Consider the following 18,244-nt stretch of genomic DNA (forward strand, 5'->3'; position numbering starts at 1 on the left):
AACGAGAAAATTGAGTGGATACTAAGCGTAAAATGACTTCCGAAAGGAGCTTCTTATGCGCCGGTTCACCTTTTTTCTCGTTTTTTTATTCGTGATGTCAACAGGCATAGCATCTGTTGAAGCACAAATGTATCCAAACACTCCGATCAGCTGGGGATTTCAAAAAAGTAAAAATCACAAGCCCGCATCCGCAGGTACAGCTTATGAACAAATTCTTGCTAAGTATGATGCTTTTTACCTCGGAGATACAAATAAAAAAAATATTTACTTAACGTTTGATAATGGTTATGAAAATGGTTATACACCGCAGGTATTAGACGTGCTCAAAAAAAGAAAGGTTCCTGCCACATTCTTTGTAACAGGACACTATTTAAAAGAAGAGCCTAAGCTTATTAAGCGAATGGTAAAAGAAGGGCATATTGTCGGGAATCATTCATGGCATCACCCTGACTTAACTCAAGTGGATGACGCACGTTTTAAAGAGGAATTGCAAAAAGTAAAAGATGAATACAAGAATATTACGGGTCGTGATGAAATGAAATACCTTCGCTCACCTAGAGGGGTATTTAGTGAACGAACGCTAGCTCTTTCAAAGCAAGAGGGCTATACGAATGTATTTTGGTCACTTGCATTTGTTGACTGGAAAGTGAATGAACAAAAAGGCTGGCGCTACTCATACGACAATATGATGGCTCAAATACATCCAGGTGCGATCATGCTTTTGCATACCGTTTCAAAGGATAACGCAGATGCGTTAGATCAAGCCATTGTGGATTTAAAAAAGCAGGGCTATACGTTTAAAAGCATTGATGATTTAATGAACGAACGCAAACAAATGAAGAAAAGTCCTTCTAAAACGAAATAAAGATAAAAACCGATGGGAATGTTTCTCCTGTCGGTTTTTTGCTGTTGAAGTGTTATAATATGCGTTGATGTCTTTTTTAAAGCAATACGGTCTAATAGGTTTTAAGCAGATAAAGACCGTTAATAACTATATAAAGAATTTAAACTAATCGGAGTTGGTCTCATGAATAAACCAAAAACTGAAATGAAAGTTCAAAAAGGACAAACGTTTCCGTTGACTATAAAAAGACTCGGTATTAATGGAGAAGGCGTAGGATATTTTAAGCGCCAAGTCGTCTTCGTGCCGGGAGCATTGCCGAATGAAGAAGTGGTTGTAGAAGCAACAAATGTTCAGCAAAAGTTTGCCGAAGGAAAAATTAAGCGAATTCGCAAAAAATCTCCTCACCGCGTAGAAGCACCCTGTCCTATTTACGACCAGTGCGGAGGCTGTCAGCTTCAGCACTTATCCTATGAAGGTCAGCTAGAATCTAAGCGCGATATTGTTCTGCAAGCGTTCGAACGTCACAGTTCATTAAAAAAAGTAGAGGAAAAAACACGCCAAACAATTGGCATGGAAGATCCTTGGGGCTATCGTAATAAATCACAGTTCCAAGTAGGTGTGGATAAACAAAAAGTTATCGCTGGTTTGTACGGACTGAATTCTCATCGACTGATTGACATTGAAAACTGTCCGATTCAGCATGGAGCCACAAATCACGTGACAAAAGAAATAAAACGAATTTTACAAGATCTTCAAATTCCTATCTACAATGAGCGCAAACGCCGTGGTATTGTACGTACCATCGTATCTCGAGTAGGATTTGAAACGGGTGAAGTGCAAGTTGTCTTGATTACGGCCAAACAAGAAATTCCGAAAAAAGAGCTTGTGATCAAAGAAATTAAGCGCCGTCTACCGGAAGTGAAATCGCTCGTACAAAACGTAAATGGTCAAAAAACATCGCTTATCTTTGGAGACGAAACGTTTACGCTATCTGGAAAATCGGTGATTCAAGAAACGTTAGGCGATATTTCATTCGAACTTTCAGCGCGTGCATTTTTCCAGTTGAATCCTCTTCAAACAGTGAAGCTGTATGACGAGGTGAAAAAAGCAGCTGCGCTAACGGGCAATGAAAAAATTGTAGATGCTTACTGCGGAGTAGGTACAATTGGCTTATGGCTTGCTAAAGATGCCAAAGAAATTCGCGGAATGGATACGATTGAAGAATCGATTGTAGATGCGCGAAAAAATGCCAAAGATCATGGATTTGAACACGCCACATATGTGACGGGTCCAGCTGAAAAGTGGATGCCGCAGTGGGTAAAAGAAGGCTGGAAGCCAGATGTTATCGTCGTTGACCCGCCGCGAACAGGTTGTGATGACAAGCTTCTAAAAACGATTTTACAAGTAAAGCCACAGAAAGTGGTTTACGTATCTTGTAATCCATCCACATTAGCGAAAGATGTGCAGCAGCTGTCGAAGGCTTATTATGTGGATTACATTCAGCCTGTGGATATGTTCCCTCATACGGCGCATGTGGAGAATGTGGTAAGTTTGACGTTAAAGAAATAAATAGATGAAGAGTAAAGGGCAGATTTGATTCTGCTCTTTTTTGTTTGTAATAGGGTGATCTTTGTCACAAGTAAAGAAACAAGATTTTTATGTAGTGTCTTCTTTTAAAGAAGGTAAATAAATGAAAATTATTTTTCCTGTTGACAAAGCATCCAACTGGTATTAGAATAAACAACTATTCGACAGTCATTCTATTGATTGAAAAATTGAATACGTAGAAAGCTATGATTGCTATGGATCACACTATAGCAGGAGCAGCTTCTGGAGAGATCGCGATAGTTTCGCGACGCCGAAGGGTTCACAATCTCAGGCAAAAGGACAGAAGAGTACCGGATATTTATTTGGCATGTTACTAATTGTTAGTATGTACCATAATATTTGTTATTCTTATGACCATGAGATTGGAGCGCATCCAATCTCTTTTTTTATTGGGCTTTATTTTGTAGTCTGCACGATCGTATCAAAGGTTTTATTGTTAGGAGGAGTTAGAGTTGGAACAACGAGAATTAAAGAGGGATTTATCCAATCGTCATGTTCAGCTAATCGCGATTGGAGGAACCATTGGGACGGGATTATTTTTAGGTTCTGGTAAAGCAATACAGCTTGCAGGTCCCTCTATCATCTTTGCTTATTTAATTGTGGGTATTGCTCTTTTCTTTGTGATGAGAGCGCTAGGAGAACTACTGCTGTCTAAAGCAGGTTATCAATCGTTAACTGATATTGCTGAAGAGTATCTTGGACCGTGGGCGTCGTTTGTAACGGGATGGACGTACTGGTTTTGCTGGATTATGACAGCTATGGCTGATGTGATTGCAGTTGGCGTATATGTGAAATATTGGTTCAATATTCCTCAGTGGATTCCCGCACTTATTTGTGTAATCATTTTATTAGGTCTTAACTTATTAACCGTAAAATTATTTGGAGAATTAGAGTTTTGGTTTGCTTTAATAAAGGTTATTACGATTCTTGCATTAATTATTATTGGCGTTATTTTGCTGGTAATGGGATTTAAAACAGACGCGGGATCCGTTACCGTTCAAAACCTTTGGAATCACGGAGGGCTATTTCCAAATGGGGTTTCAGGTTTCTTACTTTCATTCCAAATGGTTATATTCGCATACGTCGGGGTTGAATTGGTAGGGGTATCGGCAGCGGAAACATCAAATCCCCAAAAAAATATTCCATCGGCCATTAATAAAATTCCGCTGCGAATCTTATTTTTCTATGTTGGAGCGCTTATCGTCCTTTTATTTATTAACCCGTGGATGGAATTAAATGCGGCAGAAAGCCCATTTGTTAAAACCTTTAGTTTAGTCGGAATTCCGCTTGCTGCTGGAATTATTAATTTTGTTGTACTAACTTCAGCCGCTTCTGCCTGTAATAGCGGAATGTTTTCAACAAGCCGTATCTTATATAATTTAAGTAAAAATGACCAAGGGCCATCTAAGTTTGCAAAACTGAACAAAAACCACGTACCAAGCAGCGGATTGTTTGTATCTACGCTAGTTATCTCAGCGGGAGCTTTGTTAAGCAAACTGATACCAGACCAAGCTTTCGGCATTGTCACGACCATTAGCGCTATTTGTTTTATTTGGGTGTGGAGTATCATTCTCATTTGCCATCTAAGGTATAAAAAGACGCGTCCGCAGCTGCATGCAACATCAGCATTCAAAGCACCGTTAACACCATTTATAAACTATGTTGTGTTAGCTTTGTTTGCGGCGATTCTTGTTATTATGCTGTTTTCTGACGCGACGCGCCCAGCCTTATTGTTGACGCCCGTTTGGTTTATTCTCTTATTTATTTTTTACTGGACTAGAAGGAAAAAGAAAATAAATCTTTAAAGGCTAGAAAATCAGTAGGGAACAAACATAATTTTTTATAAAAGAATATAGTAAATTTCTGACCTCATCACTCTGTGATGAGGTCTTTTTAGTGGAGGATAAATAATTGATTTCTACTGCATGAATAAAATGCAGGAAGCAAAGTTTATAGAAGAAAACTAAAAATTTGTTCTAACAGAAAACACAGTGAGAAAGCTCGTAGTTTTCTGATAGGAATGTAGAACAAATTGCTTTTCTTCTGTGTCTAAAGATGGAATTCCGTCATTTATATGGAAAAGTTTTCATTTTGCAGTACAATGGAGGTAGACTTCATTAGATTAAGGTGAACAAACATGAAATGGTTTAAATCTCATACGTTTTGGAAAATCTTCACGATTAATGTGCTTCTTATTTGTACCGTACTGACGCTAATGTTTATTGTTTCAAGAGTGATGCTGCCTAATATTTCTCAAGATCAATATCGGCAGGTAACTGATAAAACCGTCAAGAGAATGAAAGAGCAAATTAACGTCGTCATTAAAGATATTTGGAGCCTAGGCGACGAGGTACAGCAAAATCCTATTTTTTTATCGGATGATGAACAAGAAATAGACAAAGAATTGCAGAAAATAGTTAATATTTCACCGTATATCGATAGCGGAACCATTTTTAACGTAAAAGGGTATGTTGAGCATTATTACCCGAACGATTTAAAGAATATGAAACATGTGAACTTAAGTAAAAGAAAATATTTTCAAGAAGCGCTGCGAACCAAAAAAATATATTTAAGCGATGTCGTTTCAGCAGATACAAAGCACTACATTGTGGTGATGGCGATTCCTATTTTGGATGGGCAGCAAAATGTAAAAAAGGTCGTAAATTTAGCGCTGCGAATTGAAGAAAATAAAAGTTTTCAATCCATCTTTCAAACGTTCGATATAGGAGAGAACGGCTATACATTTATTGTAGACCGCAATGGTAGAATTATTTCCCACCCAAAGAAACAGAGAATCGGTGAAAATGCTAAGAAAAACGAAATCGTTCAGAAAACGATGAATCATAAATCAGGATATCAGCGCGTGGTGAACACCGAAGGTAAGTATTTCTTTGCGTCTTTCGAATATATTCCTGTTTTAGATTGGGGAATTGTCGCTGAATTACCCGTTGAAGACATTTACAGGCCTTATAAAATGTTTGAAAAAACGCTTTGGATTGTTTCAGGTGTTACGATTTTACTGCTTTCTTTTTTTACTGCGTTATATGCAAGGCAAATTGTGAATCCAATTCATAAACTATATGAATTGGCGGGACAAGTAGCGCGCGGGAATTTTAATCAAAAAATTCCGGAACGAGAAATTGAGCGGGGCGAAATCGGTATTTTATCTAAACAGTTTAATGAAATGATTAGCTATATACGCCATTCTAAAGCGAATTTACAGCAAAAAGAAAATCAGCTGGAGGAACAAAAAACGTTTTTAAGACAAGTTATTGACATTAATCCAAGCTATATTTATGCTATCAATCAAAAAAGGGAATTCATTCTCGTCAATGAATCTTTTGCGATGCTCTTAGGTGAAAAATCTGATGACTTAATTGGACAATCAATTGATAAATATCAGTTCAACCTTCAATCAGATCTTTTATATAAAGGAGCGTTTTCAAACTGTACCCAAAAAGGGACGGTATTAGAAGAACAGTTTAAAGATTCAAAAGGAAACCGGCGCTGGGTCGAAACAGCAAAACTTCCTATTATGAATGAAAAACAGGAAGTGATTCAAATGCTGTGCGTATCGACAGATATTACGGAGCGTAAAAAGGCAGAAGAGAAGCTTAGAACTTCTGAGAAGCTTGCCGTTGTAGGAGAACTTGCAGCTGGAGTTGCCCACGAGATCAAAAATCCTTTGACGTCTTTAAAAGGTTTTGTTCACTTATTAAAAGAACAAAATCCCAAAGATGCTTTGTATATAGATATCATGGAAACTGAATTAGAACGAATGAATGGAATCGTAGAAGAATTTTTGATGTTGGGAAAACCTCAGGTTATGAATGTTGAAACCTTGAATATGCAAGCGCTTGTTCAAGAAGTGTGCTTGCTTCTTGAACCTGAAGCAGTAGAAAAAAAGGTAGCTTTCATATTTGAAAGGGACGACCAGTTACCACAGGTATATGGAGATAAAAATCAGTTAAAACAAGTATTTATTAATATTATTAAAAACTCTATCGAAGCAATGCCGGAAGGAGGAGGGATTCATATTACTATTAAAGCAAAAGAAAACCACCTTTGGCTGCAGCTTGCTGATGAAGGGCAAGGTATTCCTCCTGAACGGTTAATGAAGATAGGTGAGCCTTTTTATAGTACAAAAGAAAAAGGTACAGGTTTAGGGCTGATGGTCAGCTACCGGATTATTAAAGCTCACCGTGCGCAGATGACATTTTCTAGTCAGTTAAATCAAGGAACAAGTGTGGATATATTGTTTCCAATAATAAAAAGGTAGGGGAAGTTTCCCCTACCTTTTTATTATTATACTTATAATATATCGAAAGCCTTGATGGTATTAAAATAAATGAAAGTACTAAAGAAGATATCCACAGGTTAACAAGAAGTTAACTGCTGAATTATATAGGATATTCACAATTTTATCCACACTATTCACATTTTTTCAGAAAATTTACATAAAAATTACCCACTGTCATTTCAAGTTATGAAAGCGGTAATATGCATATTCAATAAAGTTATGCACATTATCCACATAATTGTGGGTAAACTTTGTGGATATAGTAGAGTAGTAAAAAAACTTCAATAACATCTGTAAAATCTTCGTATTATTATGTCTACATAATATAAAAACGTCCTTCCGATACAAACTGTACAGAAAGGACGTTAAGATGATCAAGCGTTGGATAGAGATGTTTTGCCTCACTTATTTTTTCGTGTAGCCGCCTGCACGGTCTGCTTTTTTAAACTCACGGCCGTAATAGATTTCTTGAGCGCTACTTAACGTATTTTTTGCGTTTTCTTTTCGTTTTTTTTCAGACATAAAAAAACCTCCAATTAACGTTTTTCGATCATGCTACTTATTTTTTCCAGAATCTCTCGTTTTTAATCATAAAAAAAGCTCTCCGTTACACGGAGAGACTCTTACGCTTCTTTAAGCTGGTGATCCTCTTGAACGTCTTGTTCGTGACGCAAGTAGTATAATGTATACAAGTCTTTTGGAATTTCGTATAAATCATATACGTCTTCATGTTGATTAACTTCATCGTATAAAGCTTTGTGTGTTTCATTTGCAAGTACTGCATAAGGCAGTTTTTCTGCAGCCTTAATAGACCTGATATTGATTTTACGAATTCGCATAAAAATTCGCTCTATATTTAACTCAAAGAACAGTTCATTAAAGAACGCTTCTTTTGCAATTTGATTATATCCTTTTCCATGAAACGGTTTGCCAAGCCAAGTGCCTAAAAAACCAGCTTGGTCCTGTACATCAAATAAATTAATGGTGCCGATAGGGTTACCCCATTCGTCTAAAATCGTGCGAGAAATAATTTCTCCATGATCTTCTGCTTCCATCGTTTGTTTAGTCACAAATAAAAATTCTTCATAGGAATGGGCTTTATGACGAACAAAAGGGAAGACATCAGGATGTACCATGAGTTCGTATAGAGATTGACAGTCATTTAGGTCACGTTTTTTTAACATAACTTTTCCCTCCTGATCGAGGGTATATACAGACTCCAATCAAGTCCCCACCCTCGAAATTTTTTAATAATTAAAAAAATTTCGGGGTGGGAATCGAACCCACTAGAACCAGTTACCTGGTGGCGCACCATTTGCCTTCCCATTACAAGTCAACAAACATAAAAAGTCAACGTGTGATGTTTATGCTTTTGTGAAATTCACATGCTTCTAAACGTATCATACTAAAAAAAATAAAAAAAGAAAATAGGTAAAATGTTAATTTTTTTTAAATAATATTTTACCATCTATCATGGTGAAAAGGGGCTTTGCTAAGTAGTGAAAGGGATGATGGCTCCATAGCACTAAATCAGCGTCTTTTCCTACTTCGATGCTGCCGATTCGCTGATCAATACGAAGATTTCGAGCAGCAGCAATCGTGATGCCTTCTAATGCTTTTTGTTCTTCGAGCCCTTCACGTACGGCAATGGATGCACAAATATTTAGGTACTGAATGGGCGTATAAGGATGGTCTGTTGTAATAGAAACTTCTACTCCTTCATTGCAGAGAGCTTGATAGGTTTTCCATGTTTTATTCTTCAGTTCAACCTTTGAGCGGCGTGTTAAAGTTGGTCCCACGCTTACTTTTAAGTTTCTTCCGCCTAGCTCTTTAGCAATTAAGTGACCTTCTGTACAGTGTTCAATACGAACGTCTAAATTAAATTCATCTGCCAAGCGCAGAGCTGATAGAATATCATCGGCTCGGTGAGCATGAATTCGAACGGGAATCTCTCTATTCAGTGCTTGAATGAGTGGTTTGATTCGCAAATCATCTTTATTGTCACTGCTTTTTGCATGATAAAAGGCTTCTCTCAGCATCCCCATAATACCCATTCGTGTAATGGATTCCTTGTTGCCATGGCTGTGGATTCGTTTTGGATTTTCTCCTAGCGCAATCTTAAGTCCAGCTGTCTCTTGAATCAACATTTGAGAAATACTTGTTCCGGCTGTTTTAATAACGGACGTTGTACCTCCGATCACATTTGCACTTCCAGGCATAATGTGTACAGACGTAATACCCGCTTCAATGGCATCTTTAAACCCAGGATCTAAAGGATGTACGCTGTCAAAAGCTCGGATATGCGGAGTCATAGGCTCGATTGTTTCGTTAGCATCATTTCCGGCCCAGCCGGTTCCTTCATCATATAGTCCTAGATGTGTATGAACATCAATAAATCCAGGGAATAAGTAACGCTGTTTGCAGTCAATGACTTCTACTTGAAGAGGAGGCTGCAAGTTTGGCCCAATTAAAACAATTTTTCCATCTTGAATGAGCACATCACTATTATAAATAGGTTTTGACGTAATAGGATAGAGCGTTGCATTTTTCAAGAGAATGGTTTTCATAAAGGATGCTCCTATCTATCGGCAGCTTAGTCACCTGTTTTAGGTAAATATCAGGAAATAACTAGAGTAAATCTCGCAATGCATCTTCTAATACAGTATATGTAAAAATGTAATTCTGTTGAATCAATTTTTCAGGTAAAACACGCTGTCCTTTCAAAATAATCATACTCATTTCTCCCATCAGCAGCTGAAGGCCAAAGCTAGGTACGGGCATCCAGTGAGGGCGATTTAACACTGTGCCAATCGTCTTTCCAAACTCTTTCATTTGGACGGGGTTTGGGGCAGTTACGTTAACAGGTCCTTCTATTTGTTTGGTATGAATACAATAATCAATAATTTTGACGACGTCTTGAAGATGCACCCAAGACATCCACTGCTCTCCTGAACCAACTGTTCCTCCTGCAAATAATTTATAAGGAAGGGCAGTAGAAGGGAGTGCCCCGCCATCTTTGCCTAATATAACGCCGAACCTTGTTAAAACAGTACGAATATTGAGTTCCATCGCTTTTAACGCTTCATTTTCCCACTTTTTTACCGTTTCAGCTAAAAAGTCTGTGCCGATGGATGGAGAAGCTTCTGTGAATGTTTCTGTAGTTGATGTCCCGTAATAACCAACTGCGCTTGCATTTACATAAAGGGACGGTTTTTCGGGTAAGGCAGCCATAATACGAAGGATTTCTTGAGTAGAAGAAAGGCGACTTTCCACAATGGCTTTTTTGCGCTCGTCCGTCCAGCGGCCGCTGTTAAGTGAAACGCCAGCTAAATTGATAAAAACGTCTGCTCCTTCTACATGCTCTTCAGGTTGGCTGCTTTCTTGCATCCACTCTACATATTTAAGTTTCGGATCTCTTGCAGCTTTATCTGCATTGCGTGTTAAAATATATACATAATGTTTTTGTGTTAAAAAATGTTTTGTTAAAGCTTTACCTACGAACCCAGTTCCTCCAGCAATAACAATTTTCATACGAATTTCCTCCTTTATTGAGATAAATAAAAATGTGTATGATATGTTTGGCGGTTCTTCAGCCATCAATTTAATAAGAAATATGAGGTGAAGGTGTATGCCTGTTGTCACAAAAATCACAACGCAAAAGAATAGCGGTGAACGTTATAATGTGTACTTAGATTATGGTAAAGGTGAAGAGTTTGGCTTTGGTGTTGACGAAAATGTCCTCATCAAATATGACTTAAAAAAAGGTCGTGAGCTTGATGAATTTGAATTAACGGAAATTCAGTACGCAGATGATGAGAAAAAAGCTTATAATTTAGCGATCACTTACTTATCTTATCGAATGCGCTCTGAAAAAGAGGTACATGATTATTTGAAGAAAAAAGAAATTAACTCTACTATTATTCAACAAGTTATTCAGAAATTAGTCAGCCACCGTTATTTAAATGATGAAGAGTTTGCAAAAGCATTCGTGTTAACTCAAATGAACACGACATCAAAAGGACCAAGTGTGATTCAAAGAGAATTAAAAGAAAAGGGAATTTCTGATTCCACTATTACCCTTAGTTTATGTGAATACCCTGAAGAACAGCAAATTCAAACTGCTGTGAAATTAATTGAAAAGTTAAAAGGAAAATATAAAAAATTATCTCAAGTAATGATGAAACAAAAAATGGAACAAGCATTGGCAGTGAAGGGCTATTCATTTTCTATTATTCAAGAAGCATTTCAGCGCACGAATACAGAAAAAGAAAGCGATGAGGCATGGGAAGCTCTGCAATACCAAGGAATGAAAGCTCATCGTCGTTTTTCAAAGTATGAAGGCTGGGAATATCAGCAAAAAATGAAGCAGGCTCTTTATAGGAAAGGATTCTCTATTGACCAAATTCAATCATTTCTAGATTCTATTGAAGAGGAATAAAGGCGGGACAAAAGTATGTTAGTTAAAGGGAAATCCGAACGATGAATCGAGATTCTTGATGGAGAATCCAACTCGTTCGGATTTTTTATTGTGATGGTAAACGTAAACTTCATGTGTTTAGTTGGTTCTAGCAGTGGATTGGAGGGCAAGACGAAGACTCCTGCCGTCCCCGGAAAGGGAGAAGTCCTGCACGGAAATCACCCGCTGTGTCACAAGCAATTCCTATAAGATCATTTATACAATGTGTTTATCTTTAGAATAGATTAATGCAGTTATGTTTCACTCTTTTTTAAAACAAAATATCTTCTGAGTCATTCTGCTGTTTATAAATAATCTCAGCAATTTCGGAAGCCGAGCGCAATCGGCTTTTATCTTTAATGTGGTTGTTGTGATCCCAAAAAGGGGTATTCATGCCTCCCATGTAAGCTGCAATCACATGAAGGCTGGTATCTTGGTATTCCACTTTTAAACTTTCTGTAAATCCCCTTACGCCAAACTTACTTGCCACATAGACGCTTTCATTAGCTTTCCCGCGAAGTCCTGCAGTTGAAATGATATTCATAACTTTAGGTTCAGGTCTCGTCAAGAGATGAGGCATAAGCGCTTGTGTTAAAAAAATAGTTCCTTTTACATTTGTATCGATGACTTCATCGATGGCTTGTTTTGTATAATCGGTCAAAGGACCAAAATGTCCAATGCCTGCATTGTTGATAAGGATATCTACTGAATGCTGCATCAGCAGTTTTTCTACAGATTTTCCTACTTCTTCATACTTTGTAATATCTACAGACATCGTATATACGTTGTCTCCTAGCTCATGCTGCGCCTCTTTTAATTTATGTTGATTGCGTCCAGCTAGAATGACGTTGTAGTCTTTTGCGTAAAGTTTAGCGAGCTCTTTTCCAAGACCCGTCGCACCGCCCGTGATTAGCACTGTTTTCATTCCCAAAACTCCCTTTTCATAGTCTCCCTTTAGTTATACCTTTTGTTATAATAAAATGAAAGCAAACAAGGGGGAAAACAGCATGTCTGAAAAACGTTACAGTGATATGACGACGTATGAACTTCAACAAGAAATTGGGTCTCTTCAAGAAAAAGCACGAAAAGCTGAGCAGCTTGGCATGGTCAATGAGTATGCAGTATTAGAAAGAAAAGTAACAATGGCTAGGTCGTATTTATTGGATCCCGAAGCGTTTAAAGCAGGGGAAGTATATGAAATTCAAGGAGATCCGGGTTCATATTTTAAAATTGATTATATGAACGGAGTTTTTGCGTGGGGATTTAGGCTTGGCTCACCGCAAAACGAAGAGGCACTGCCTATTTCCATGTTGAAAAAATAAAGGGATGAACAAGCAGCACGAAGTGTGCTGCTTGTTTGATTTCTATATTCACTCTATTTTTAAACGTAAAGCAAGCGGTTATTCTTCGCGCTCATTAGAAGCATGCATACGTTCTTGAGGATGCGTGTTAATTGTTCCATTTGCACGTTTTGAAGCGTACTCAGCTTTTGCGCGAGGTTCGCCTTCAAGCTTAGTATGATGTTGGTTTGTAAAATCTTTTGCTTTATTGCGCATAGATACCTCTCCTTTTACAACAGAAAGCGTTGCGGTTATGATATAGTACATGAGGGAGTGAATAACTCCGCATTTATAGTGTAAGTTAAAAGTGCAAACATACTCATAAAGAATTTTGGTAATCGAGGTGTTCTTATGAACGATATATTTGAAAGATTAACGAATCAGCTCTTAAATAAAAACAGTTCGCTCTCATATGCTCAAGCACGCACGTGGGTCGAGCTTTTCTGGGAAGATTTTGAGTCATCTTACGCAAAAGCAGGATATGATTATAAAGGGAAAGAAGCGACGGAAAAGGTTGTTACGATGTATATCAACAGCTACGGAGACAAACTTCATGAAATCGCGGTTAAAAACCCTAAATATCAGCATTTATTAAATAACGATGACTATTTAAAACATTAAATAAAAACGAACCGTCTTCTCAAGACGGTTCGTTTTTGGGTTTCATATTTGTTCTTGTTATGATTAGTGCGGGAGATAATCAAGCTTTTTACGCAATTTTTTCTCGCTGAAAATCCAACCTGTGTACGAACAGATGATATTTAAATCGTAATCAAGCTGGACTACGGCTACAAATGGATAGTAGTCTTTGCTGCGGTAGCGTAAATCAATAAAGCGCACTTCAATGTGGTCGTTATATTCATCCAGTTCCCATCTATAAATAGGTGAAAATGAAAGAAAAGCAGATAAATTTTCATCTTTTTTCGCTACTTCAATTACGGCTGATTCGGGAATTGGAACTTTATCAAACGTATCATAAATAAAAATTTCTTCTCCGATTGCTCTTCCTACATGAAAATACCTTTCGGTCGTCACAGCTAAGTGCCAGTGAGTGAAACGCAGCGTAGGAGAAATATTGAGCTTGATAACATCAGGAAACTGTTTTCGAAGCTTCTTGGCGATTTGGTGGCGCATATAAAAGCGCAATCCATAGTAAAATGCCAATAACACATACAGCGTAATGAATGTTGGTCCTGGCTCTGCTCCAATAAACCAGATTAAAATGGCAAGTACGTGAGCTGAGAAAATCACGTAATCAAACGTGTTGATTACGCCAAGCGCAATCCATTTATTTGTGAAAGGCCGTAAAGCTTGCGTACCATAAGCGTTAAAGATATCAACAAAAACGTGAATAATGACGCTTGCAAAGGTCCACATCCATAGATGCAGCAAGTTAGCTCCTGGCAGCAGAAGCGAAAGAATGAGCACAATAAGCAAAGGCCATAAAATAACGGCCGGGATAGAATGTGTAATTCCACGGTGATTGCGGATATACTGTGCATTGTTTCGCAACTTTAAAACAGTGTCTAAATCAGGTGCTAATGACCCGGCCATTACGCCAATCATTACAGCATCCAGTGTGGCTGTATTCGCAGATACAGTGGGGTCTAATGTTGCAAGGCCGCCTAAAGCGATTCCCATTGCAATGTGTGTACCAGTATCCAGAGCGAACTCCTCCTTTGTAAAATGACAATCTGAGAGTATCCTAATTCAGCATGGAAGCTTGATTCAGGGCGAAAAATCTCGCTTTATTACTAACGCAGCAAATTAGCTGTTTTTATTCATTATTTGAACAATTCATTTTACTATTCATATTTGTAGTTGTTATAAGGTTATCATAAAGTTACTAAGATTCAAAAAGCAACACATTGTATATGTATAGTTAATACCTCGGAGGCTATGACGTGAAACAAAGTAAAGATATTGTACAAAATTTCGATATTCGAGCATTTCAAGATGACTTAATCTCTTGGTTTGAGCAGGAACAGCGCATTCTACCTTGGCGTCAAGATCAGGACCCTTATAAAGTGTGGGTATCTGAAATTATGCTTCAACAAACGAGAGTAGATACGGTCATTCCGTATTTTAATAATTTTATTAGCAAATTTCCCACTATTAAAGATTTAGCTTATGCGAATGAAGATGATGTGTTAAAAGCGTGGGAAGGATTAGGCTATTATTCCCGTGCCCGTAATTTACAAACCGCCGTTCGAGAAGTTCACGAACAATACGGGGGAGAAGTTCCGAATACGCCAGCAGAAATCTCTAAACTAAAAGGAGTAGGCCCTTATACAACAGGAGCTATTTTAAGTATTGCATACGGAGTGCCGCAACCTGCTGTAGATGGAAATGTCATGCGTGTGCTATCGCGCATTTTATCCGTTTGGGATGATATTGCAAAACCGAAAACAAGAAAGCTGTTTGAAGATATCGTGCATGAAATTATTTCAAAAGATAATCCTTCCTATTTCAATCAAGGCATGATGGAACTGGGCGCCATTGTCTGTACACCAACTTCTCCTTCCTGTTTGTTATGTCCAGTTCGCGAACACTGCCGCGCGTTTGAAGAAGGAGTGCAGAATGAGCTTCCTGTTAAATCAAAGAAAAAAGCGCCGCGTGCTCTTCAGCTTGCTGCAGCGGTGATTAGAGACGAGGACGGAAATTATCTGATTCATAAACGTCCAAACAAAGGACTTTTAGCTAACCTATGGGAATTTCCAAATATAGAAGTAGATCTTAGTATAGCGCCAGATCATCAGCAGCTTCAGGCATTTATTCAAAATGAGTACGGAGCTGATATTAAAATTAATGCGCCGTTTACCACAATTCAGCACGTATTTTCTCATATCGTCTGGAACGTCACAGTATATGAAGCAGAGCTGGTAAGTGATATCAGTGCATTAAAAAACTTGAAAGTAGTTTCTGAAAAAGATTTAGAACAATATGCATTTCCTGTTTCCCATCAAAAAATCTTAAAAGAATATTTACTTGTTAAATAAAAGAAGCGTGGATAAACTCCGCGCTTCTTTTATTTAATCATATGAAACATGCGTGCCGTGTGTATAATCTGCTTCGTGGCGCTGTAACCCGCCCCGTGCTTCAATTTCTTTAATAATTTGCTGATGAATACTTTGTCCTTCAGCATTTAAATACGGCGTCATTTGCTGTAAAGAGTGATGGAAAAACGCAAGCTCGCTGTCTTTCCACTCGCTTTTAGAAATCATTGAAAGAGCCGTCATGTCTCTACCTACATACATTCTATTCACCTCGTTCATTTTATCAAGTTTTATCTATTTTCCCTATATTACTTGTTTCTTATGCGATAAAATCAGTACAATGTAAAGATAATATGATACATAAGGGAGATGACATCATGTCACAAAAGGTAGCACTAGTTACAGGAAGCAGCAGAGGTATTGGTAAAGAGATTGCCTTACGTCTGGCTAAAGAAGGATACGATATTGTATTAAACTATGCACGAAGCAAAAGTGCAGCTCAGGAAGTAGCGGAAGAAATCAAAGCATTAGGCAGAGAAGCATTAGTTGTTAAAGCAAACGTAGGAAAAGTAGAAAAAATTAAAGAAATGTTTGAGCAAATTGATGAAGCATTCGGTCGCTTAGACGTATTTGTAAGTAATGCGGCTTCAGGGGTTTTACGTCCTATTATGGAATTAGAAGAAACTCACTGGAATTGGACAATGGACATCAATAGTAAAGGATATTTATTCTGTGCACAAGAAGCGGCTAAACGTATGGAAAAAGTAGGGGGAGGAAAGATTGTTACCATCAGTTCGCTTGGGTCTATTCGCTATTTAGAAAATTATACAACAGTAGGCGTGTCAAAAGCTGCTGTAGAAGCGTTGACCCGCTATTTAGCAGTGGAGCTGGCTCCAAAGAATATTGTGGTAAATGCTGTATCTGGAGGGGCTGTGGATACAGAAGCATTAAAACATTTCCCAAATCGCGATGAGCTCCTAGATGATGCGCGCAAGCATACTCCAGCTGGTCGTATGGTGGAGCCAAAAGACATGGTAGATGCAGTTATGTTCTTAGTGTCCGATCAAGCAAATATGATTTGCGGTCAAACGCTTATTATTGACGGAGGGCGTTCACTTTTAATGTAAGGTAAATGTGTTTTTTGCTTACACCTTAAAATACTGAAAAAAGTTTGCATACCCTATTTACCTCCCGGGCATATTAATTTTCGTGGAGGTGATTACAATGGCAAAACAAACAAACAAAACAGCATCTGGTACAAGCACACAACACGTGAAACAACAAAATGCTCAAGCATCTAAAAACAATTTCGGTACTGAATTTGGTAGCGAAACAAATGTACAAGAAGTGAAACAACAAAATGCTCAAGCAGCGGCAAACAAAAGCCAAAATGCTCAAGCATCTAAAAACAACTTCGGTACTGAATTTGCTAGCGAAACAAGTGCTCAAGAAGTGAGACAACAAAACGCACAAGCTGAAGCAAAGAAAAACCAAAACTCTGGTAAATACCAAGGTTAATATCAAAAGCGAGCTTAACGTCTTTCATACGGCGATGTTAAGTTCGCTTTTTCTTATATAAAAAGCAACAAAGTATGACAAAACTTCTTGAAACTTTACACAGCTCGTCAAAGGAATCTGGATCACCTAAACAGAATGTTAACAGAAGTGCCGCGTGTATGGTTAAAGCAAATAGGGAGGAGCTATCGTATGAAAAAATTTGATCAGCTAGTGACTCAACAATTGGAGACCATGGATCAACTTCTGTTTTTGCAGTCTGAGATTGAGCGCTGTCAGGAAATTGAAGGTGAACTAGTAAAACTTCATGAAGAAGCAAAACTGCATTCTGTGCAAGATGAAATTAGTGAAATGAAGCTAAAATTAAAAGAGATTCAATTGACGTTTGAAGCACAAACCGAAGACATTATTCGTACATATAAAAGTGAAGGGGCTTGCTCTACACTTGCTTAATGAACATTGATGGGTCACTTCCTCTCTTTTTTAAGGCTGCCAAGCAAAGGAAAAGTAGGGGAAGTGACTTTTTTGAACTCAAGAAGGTTAGCACATTTGTGTTAAAATGAGAGAGAAACCGTTATAATAAACATAAGACAAATGGAGACGTTATATGAATTTTTTTAAGTGCTAAAATGAAAGTAGGTATTGGAGATGGGAATTCCGGTGGAAGGAGAAACAATTCAAATACACAGCTACAAGCATAATGGACATATTCATCGCGTGTGGGATCGGACAACCGTATTAAAAGCAACCAATAACTTAGTGATTGGAGGAAATGATCGCACGGTCGTTACAGAATCAGATGGACGAACATGGGTCACAAGAGAGCCTGCAATTTGTTATTTTCATGCTCAGCAGTGGTTTAATGTCATTGGGATGATCCGCGAAGATGGAATTTATTATTACTGCAATATTAGTTCGCCGTTCATTTATGATGACAATGAAGCGCTCAAATATATTGATTATGATTTAGATATCAAAGTCTATCCAGATATGACATACACCCTTCTTGATGAAGATGAATATGAGAAGCATCGAAAAGAAATGAATTATCCAGAAGTGATTGACCGTATTTTACATAATCACGTTGAGGAGTTAAAAGGTTGGATTCGACAGCGAAAAGGCCCGTTTGCTCCAGATTTCATTGACATTTGGTATGAGCGCTTTTTAACATATCGGCATTCTTGA

20 protein-coding genes and 1 riboswitch are annotated in these 18,244 nt (G+C 37.9%); of the genes, 12 read left to right on the forward strand and 8 right to left on the reverse strand.

What is annotated here, in order from left to right:
- Positions 1 to 55 precede the first annotated feature (55 nt).
- The 4 genes from pdaA (at position 56) to AC0C45_RS24665 (ending at position 6,731) form a co-directional block, all read left to right on the forward strand.
- Complete coding sequence (pdaA, locus tag AC0C45_RS24650) at positions 56 to 865, forward strand: delta-lactam-biosynthetic de-N-acetylase (RefSeq protein WP_034654793.1); 810 nt, start codon at positions 56 to 58, stop codon at positions 863 to 865.
- Between the two features lie 162 nt (positions 866 to 1,027).
- Positions 1,028 to 2,413, forward strand: coding sequence for a 23S rRNA (uracil(1939)-C(5))-methyltransferase RlmD (gene rlmD / locus AC0C45_RS24655; RefSeq protein WP_047931899.1), 1,386 nt, complete (start codon positions 1,028 to 1,030; stop codon positions 2,411 to 2,413).
- A gap of 251 nt (positions 2,414 to 2,664) precedes the next feature.
- Positions 2,665 to 2,745, forward strand: a riboswitch (glycine riboswitch).
- Positions 2,746 to 2,904: 159 nt separating this feature from the next.
- On the forward strand, positions 2,905 to 4,257 hold the full coding sequence (locus AC0C45_RS24660) for an amino acid permease (protein ID WP_047931900.1): 1,353 nt from the start codon (positions 2,905 to 2,907) through the stop codon (positions 4,255 to 4,257).
- Between the two features lie 332 nt (positions 4,258 to 4,589).
- Positions 4,590 to 6,731, forward strand: a complete 2,142-nt coding sequence (locus AC0C45_RS24665) for a PAS domain-containing sensor histidine kinase (RefSeq protein WP_280168807.1) — start codon at positions 4,590 to 4,592, stop codon at positions 6,729 to 6,731.
- A gap of 426 nt (positions 6,732 to 7,157) precedes the next feature.
- Here the strand turns inward: AC0C45_RS24665 and AC0C45_RS24670 are convergent, their stop codons facing one another.
- From AC0C45_RS24670 to AC0C45_RS24685, 4 genes are all read right to left on the reverse strand, one after another.
- The gene (locus AC0C45_RS24670) at positions 7,158 to 7,274 is read right to left on the reverse strand and encodes a YfhE family protein (RefSeq protein WP_013055148.1); all 117 of its coding nucleotides are present in this window, start codon (positions 7,272 to 7,274) and stop codon (positions 7,158 to 7,160) included.
- Positions 7,275 to 7,375: 101 nt separating this feature from the next.
- Positions 7,376 to 7,936, reverse strand: a complete 561-nt coding sequence (locus AC0C45_RS24675; RefSeq protein WP_171777746.1) for a GNAT family N-acetyltransferase — start codon at positions 7,934 to 7,936, stop codon at positions 7,376 to 7,378.
- A gap of 255 nt (positions 7,937 to 8,191) precedes the next feature.
- Complete coding sequence (locus tag AC0C45_RS24680; protein WP_098622112.1) at positions 8,192 to 9,319, reverse strand: amidohydrolase; 1,128 nt, start codon at positions 9,317 to 9,319, stop codon at positions 8,192 to 8,194.
- A 61-nt stretch (positions 9,320 to 9,380) separates the two neighbouring features.
- Positions 9,381 to 10,283, reverse strand: coding sequence for a TIGR01777 family oxidoreductase (locus tag AC0C45_RS24685; protein WP_257064121.1), 903 nt, complete (start codon positions 10,281 to 10,283; stop codon positions 9,381 to 9,383).
- Positions 10,284 to 10,380: 97 nt separating this feature from the next.
- Here AC0C45_RS24685 and recX point away from each other — a divergent pair, with 97 nt between their 5' ends.
- Complete coding sequence (recX, locus tag AC0C45_RS24690; RefSeq protein WP_013081541.1) at positions 10,381 to 11,190, forward strand: recombination regulator RecX; 810 nt, start codon at positions 10,381 to 10,383, stop codon at positions 11,188 to 11,190.
- Between the two features lie 289 nt (positions 11,191 to 11,479).
- Here recX and AC0C45_RS24695 read toward each other — a convergent pair whose 3' ends face one another.
- Positions 11,480 to 12,133, reverse strand: coding sequence for an SDR family NAD(P)-dependent oxidoreductase (locus tag AC0C45_RS24695; RefSeq protein ID WP_016762864.1), 654 nt, complete (start codon positions 12,131 to 12,133; stop codon positions 11,480 to 11,482).
- A gap of 82 nt (positions 12,134 to 12,215) precedes the next feature.
- Between AC0C45_RS24695 and AC0C45_RS24700 the strand changes: the two genes are divergently transcribed.
- On the forward strand, positions 12,216 to 12,530 hold the full coding sequence (locus tag AC0C45_RS24700) for a YfhH family protein (protein WP_034654804.1): 315 nt from the start codon (positions 12,216 to 12,218) through the stop codon (positions 12,528 to 12,530).
- Between the two features lie 78 nt (positions 12,531 to 12,608).
- On the opposite strand, the gene AC0C45_RS24705 is transcribed toward AC0C45_RS24700, so the two are convergent.
- Complete coding sequence (locus tag AC0C45_RS24705; protein WP_016762865.1) at positions 12,609 to 12,764, reverse strand: small, acid-soluble spore protein K; 156 nt, start codon at positions 12,762 to 12,764, stop codon at positions 12,609 to 12,611.
- A gap of 135 nt (positions 12,765 to 12,899) precedes the next feature.
- Between AC0C45_RS24705 and AC0C45_RS24710 the strand changes: the two genes are divergently transcribed.
- Positions 12,900 to 13,169 carry a YfhJ family protein gene (locus AC0C45_RS24710; RefSeq protein WP_013055156.1) on the forward strand — a complete coding sequence of 90 codons (270 nt, stop codon included), beginning with the start codon at positions 12,900 to 12,902 and terminating at the stop codon, positions 13,167 to 13,169.
- A 63-nt stretch (positions 13,170 to 13,232) separates the two neighbouring features.
- Here the strand turns inward: AC0C45_RS24710 and AC0C45_RS24715 are convergent, their stop codons facing one another.
- The gene (locus AC0C45_RS24715; RefSeq protein WP_171777872.1) at positions 13,233 to 14,213 is read right to left on the reverse strand and encodes a metal-dependent hydrolase; all 981 of its coding nucleotides are present in this window, start codon (positions 14,211 to 14,213) and stop codon (positions 13,233 to 13,235) included.
- Positions 14,214 to 14,452: 239 nt separating this feature from the next.
- Between AC0C45_RS24715 and mutY the strand changes: the two genes are divergently transcribed.
- Positions 14,453 to 15,547, forward strand: coding sequence for an A/G-specific adenine glycosylase (gene mutY / locus AC0C45_RS24720; protein ID WP_047931906.1), 1,095 nt, complete (start codon positions 14,453 to 14,455; stop codon positions 15,545 to 15,547).
- 33 nt (positions 15,548 to 15,580) lie between these two features.
- On the opposite strand, the gene AC0C45_RS24725 is transcribed toward mutY, so the two are convergent.
- Complete coding sequence (locus AC0C45_RS24725; RefSeq protein ID WP_014461827.1) at positions 15,581 to 15,805, reverse strand: hypothetical protein; 225 nt, start codon at positions 15,803 to 15,805, stop codon at positions 15,581 to 15,583.
- A gap of 116 nt (positions 15,806 to 15,921) precedes the next feature.
- On the opposite strand from AC0C45_RS24725, the gene fabL reads away from it, so the two are divergent.
- The 4 genes from fabL (at position 15,922) to ntdP (ending at position 18,244) form a co-directional block, all read left to right on the forward strand.
- Positions 15,922 to 16,671, forward strand: a complete 750-nt coding sequence (gene fabL, locus AC0C45_RS24730) for an enoyl-[acyl-carrier-protein] reductase FabL (RefSeq protein ID WP_016762867.1) — start codon at positions 15,922 to 15,924, stop codon at positions 16,669 to 16,671.
- Positions 16,672 to 16,768: 97 nt separating this feature from the next.
- On the forward strand, positions 16,769 to 17,062 hold the full coding sequence (locus AC0C45_RS24735) for a gamma-type small acid-soluble spore protein (protein WP_013081547.1): 294 nt from the start codon (positions 16,769 to 16,771) through the stop codon (positions 17,060 to 17,062).
- 189 nt (positions 17,063 to 17,251) lie between these two features.
- Positions 17,252 to 17,512 carry a YgaB family protein gene (locus tag AC0C45_RS24740; RefSeq protein ID WP_014461824.1) on the forward strand — a complete coding sequence of 87 codons (261 nt, stop codon included), beginning with the start codon at positions 17,252 to 17,254 and terminating at the stop codon, positions 17,510 to 17,512.
- A gap of 195 nt (positions 17,513 to 17,707) precedes the next feature.
- Entirely contained in the window at positions 17,708 to 18,244 is a 537-nt protein-coding gene (gene ntdP / locus AC0C45_RS24745) for a nucleoside tri-diphosphate phosphatase (RefSeq protein WP_013055163.1), read from the forward strand.

The organism is Priestia sp. VA7, assembly GCF_055710015.1.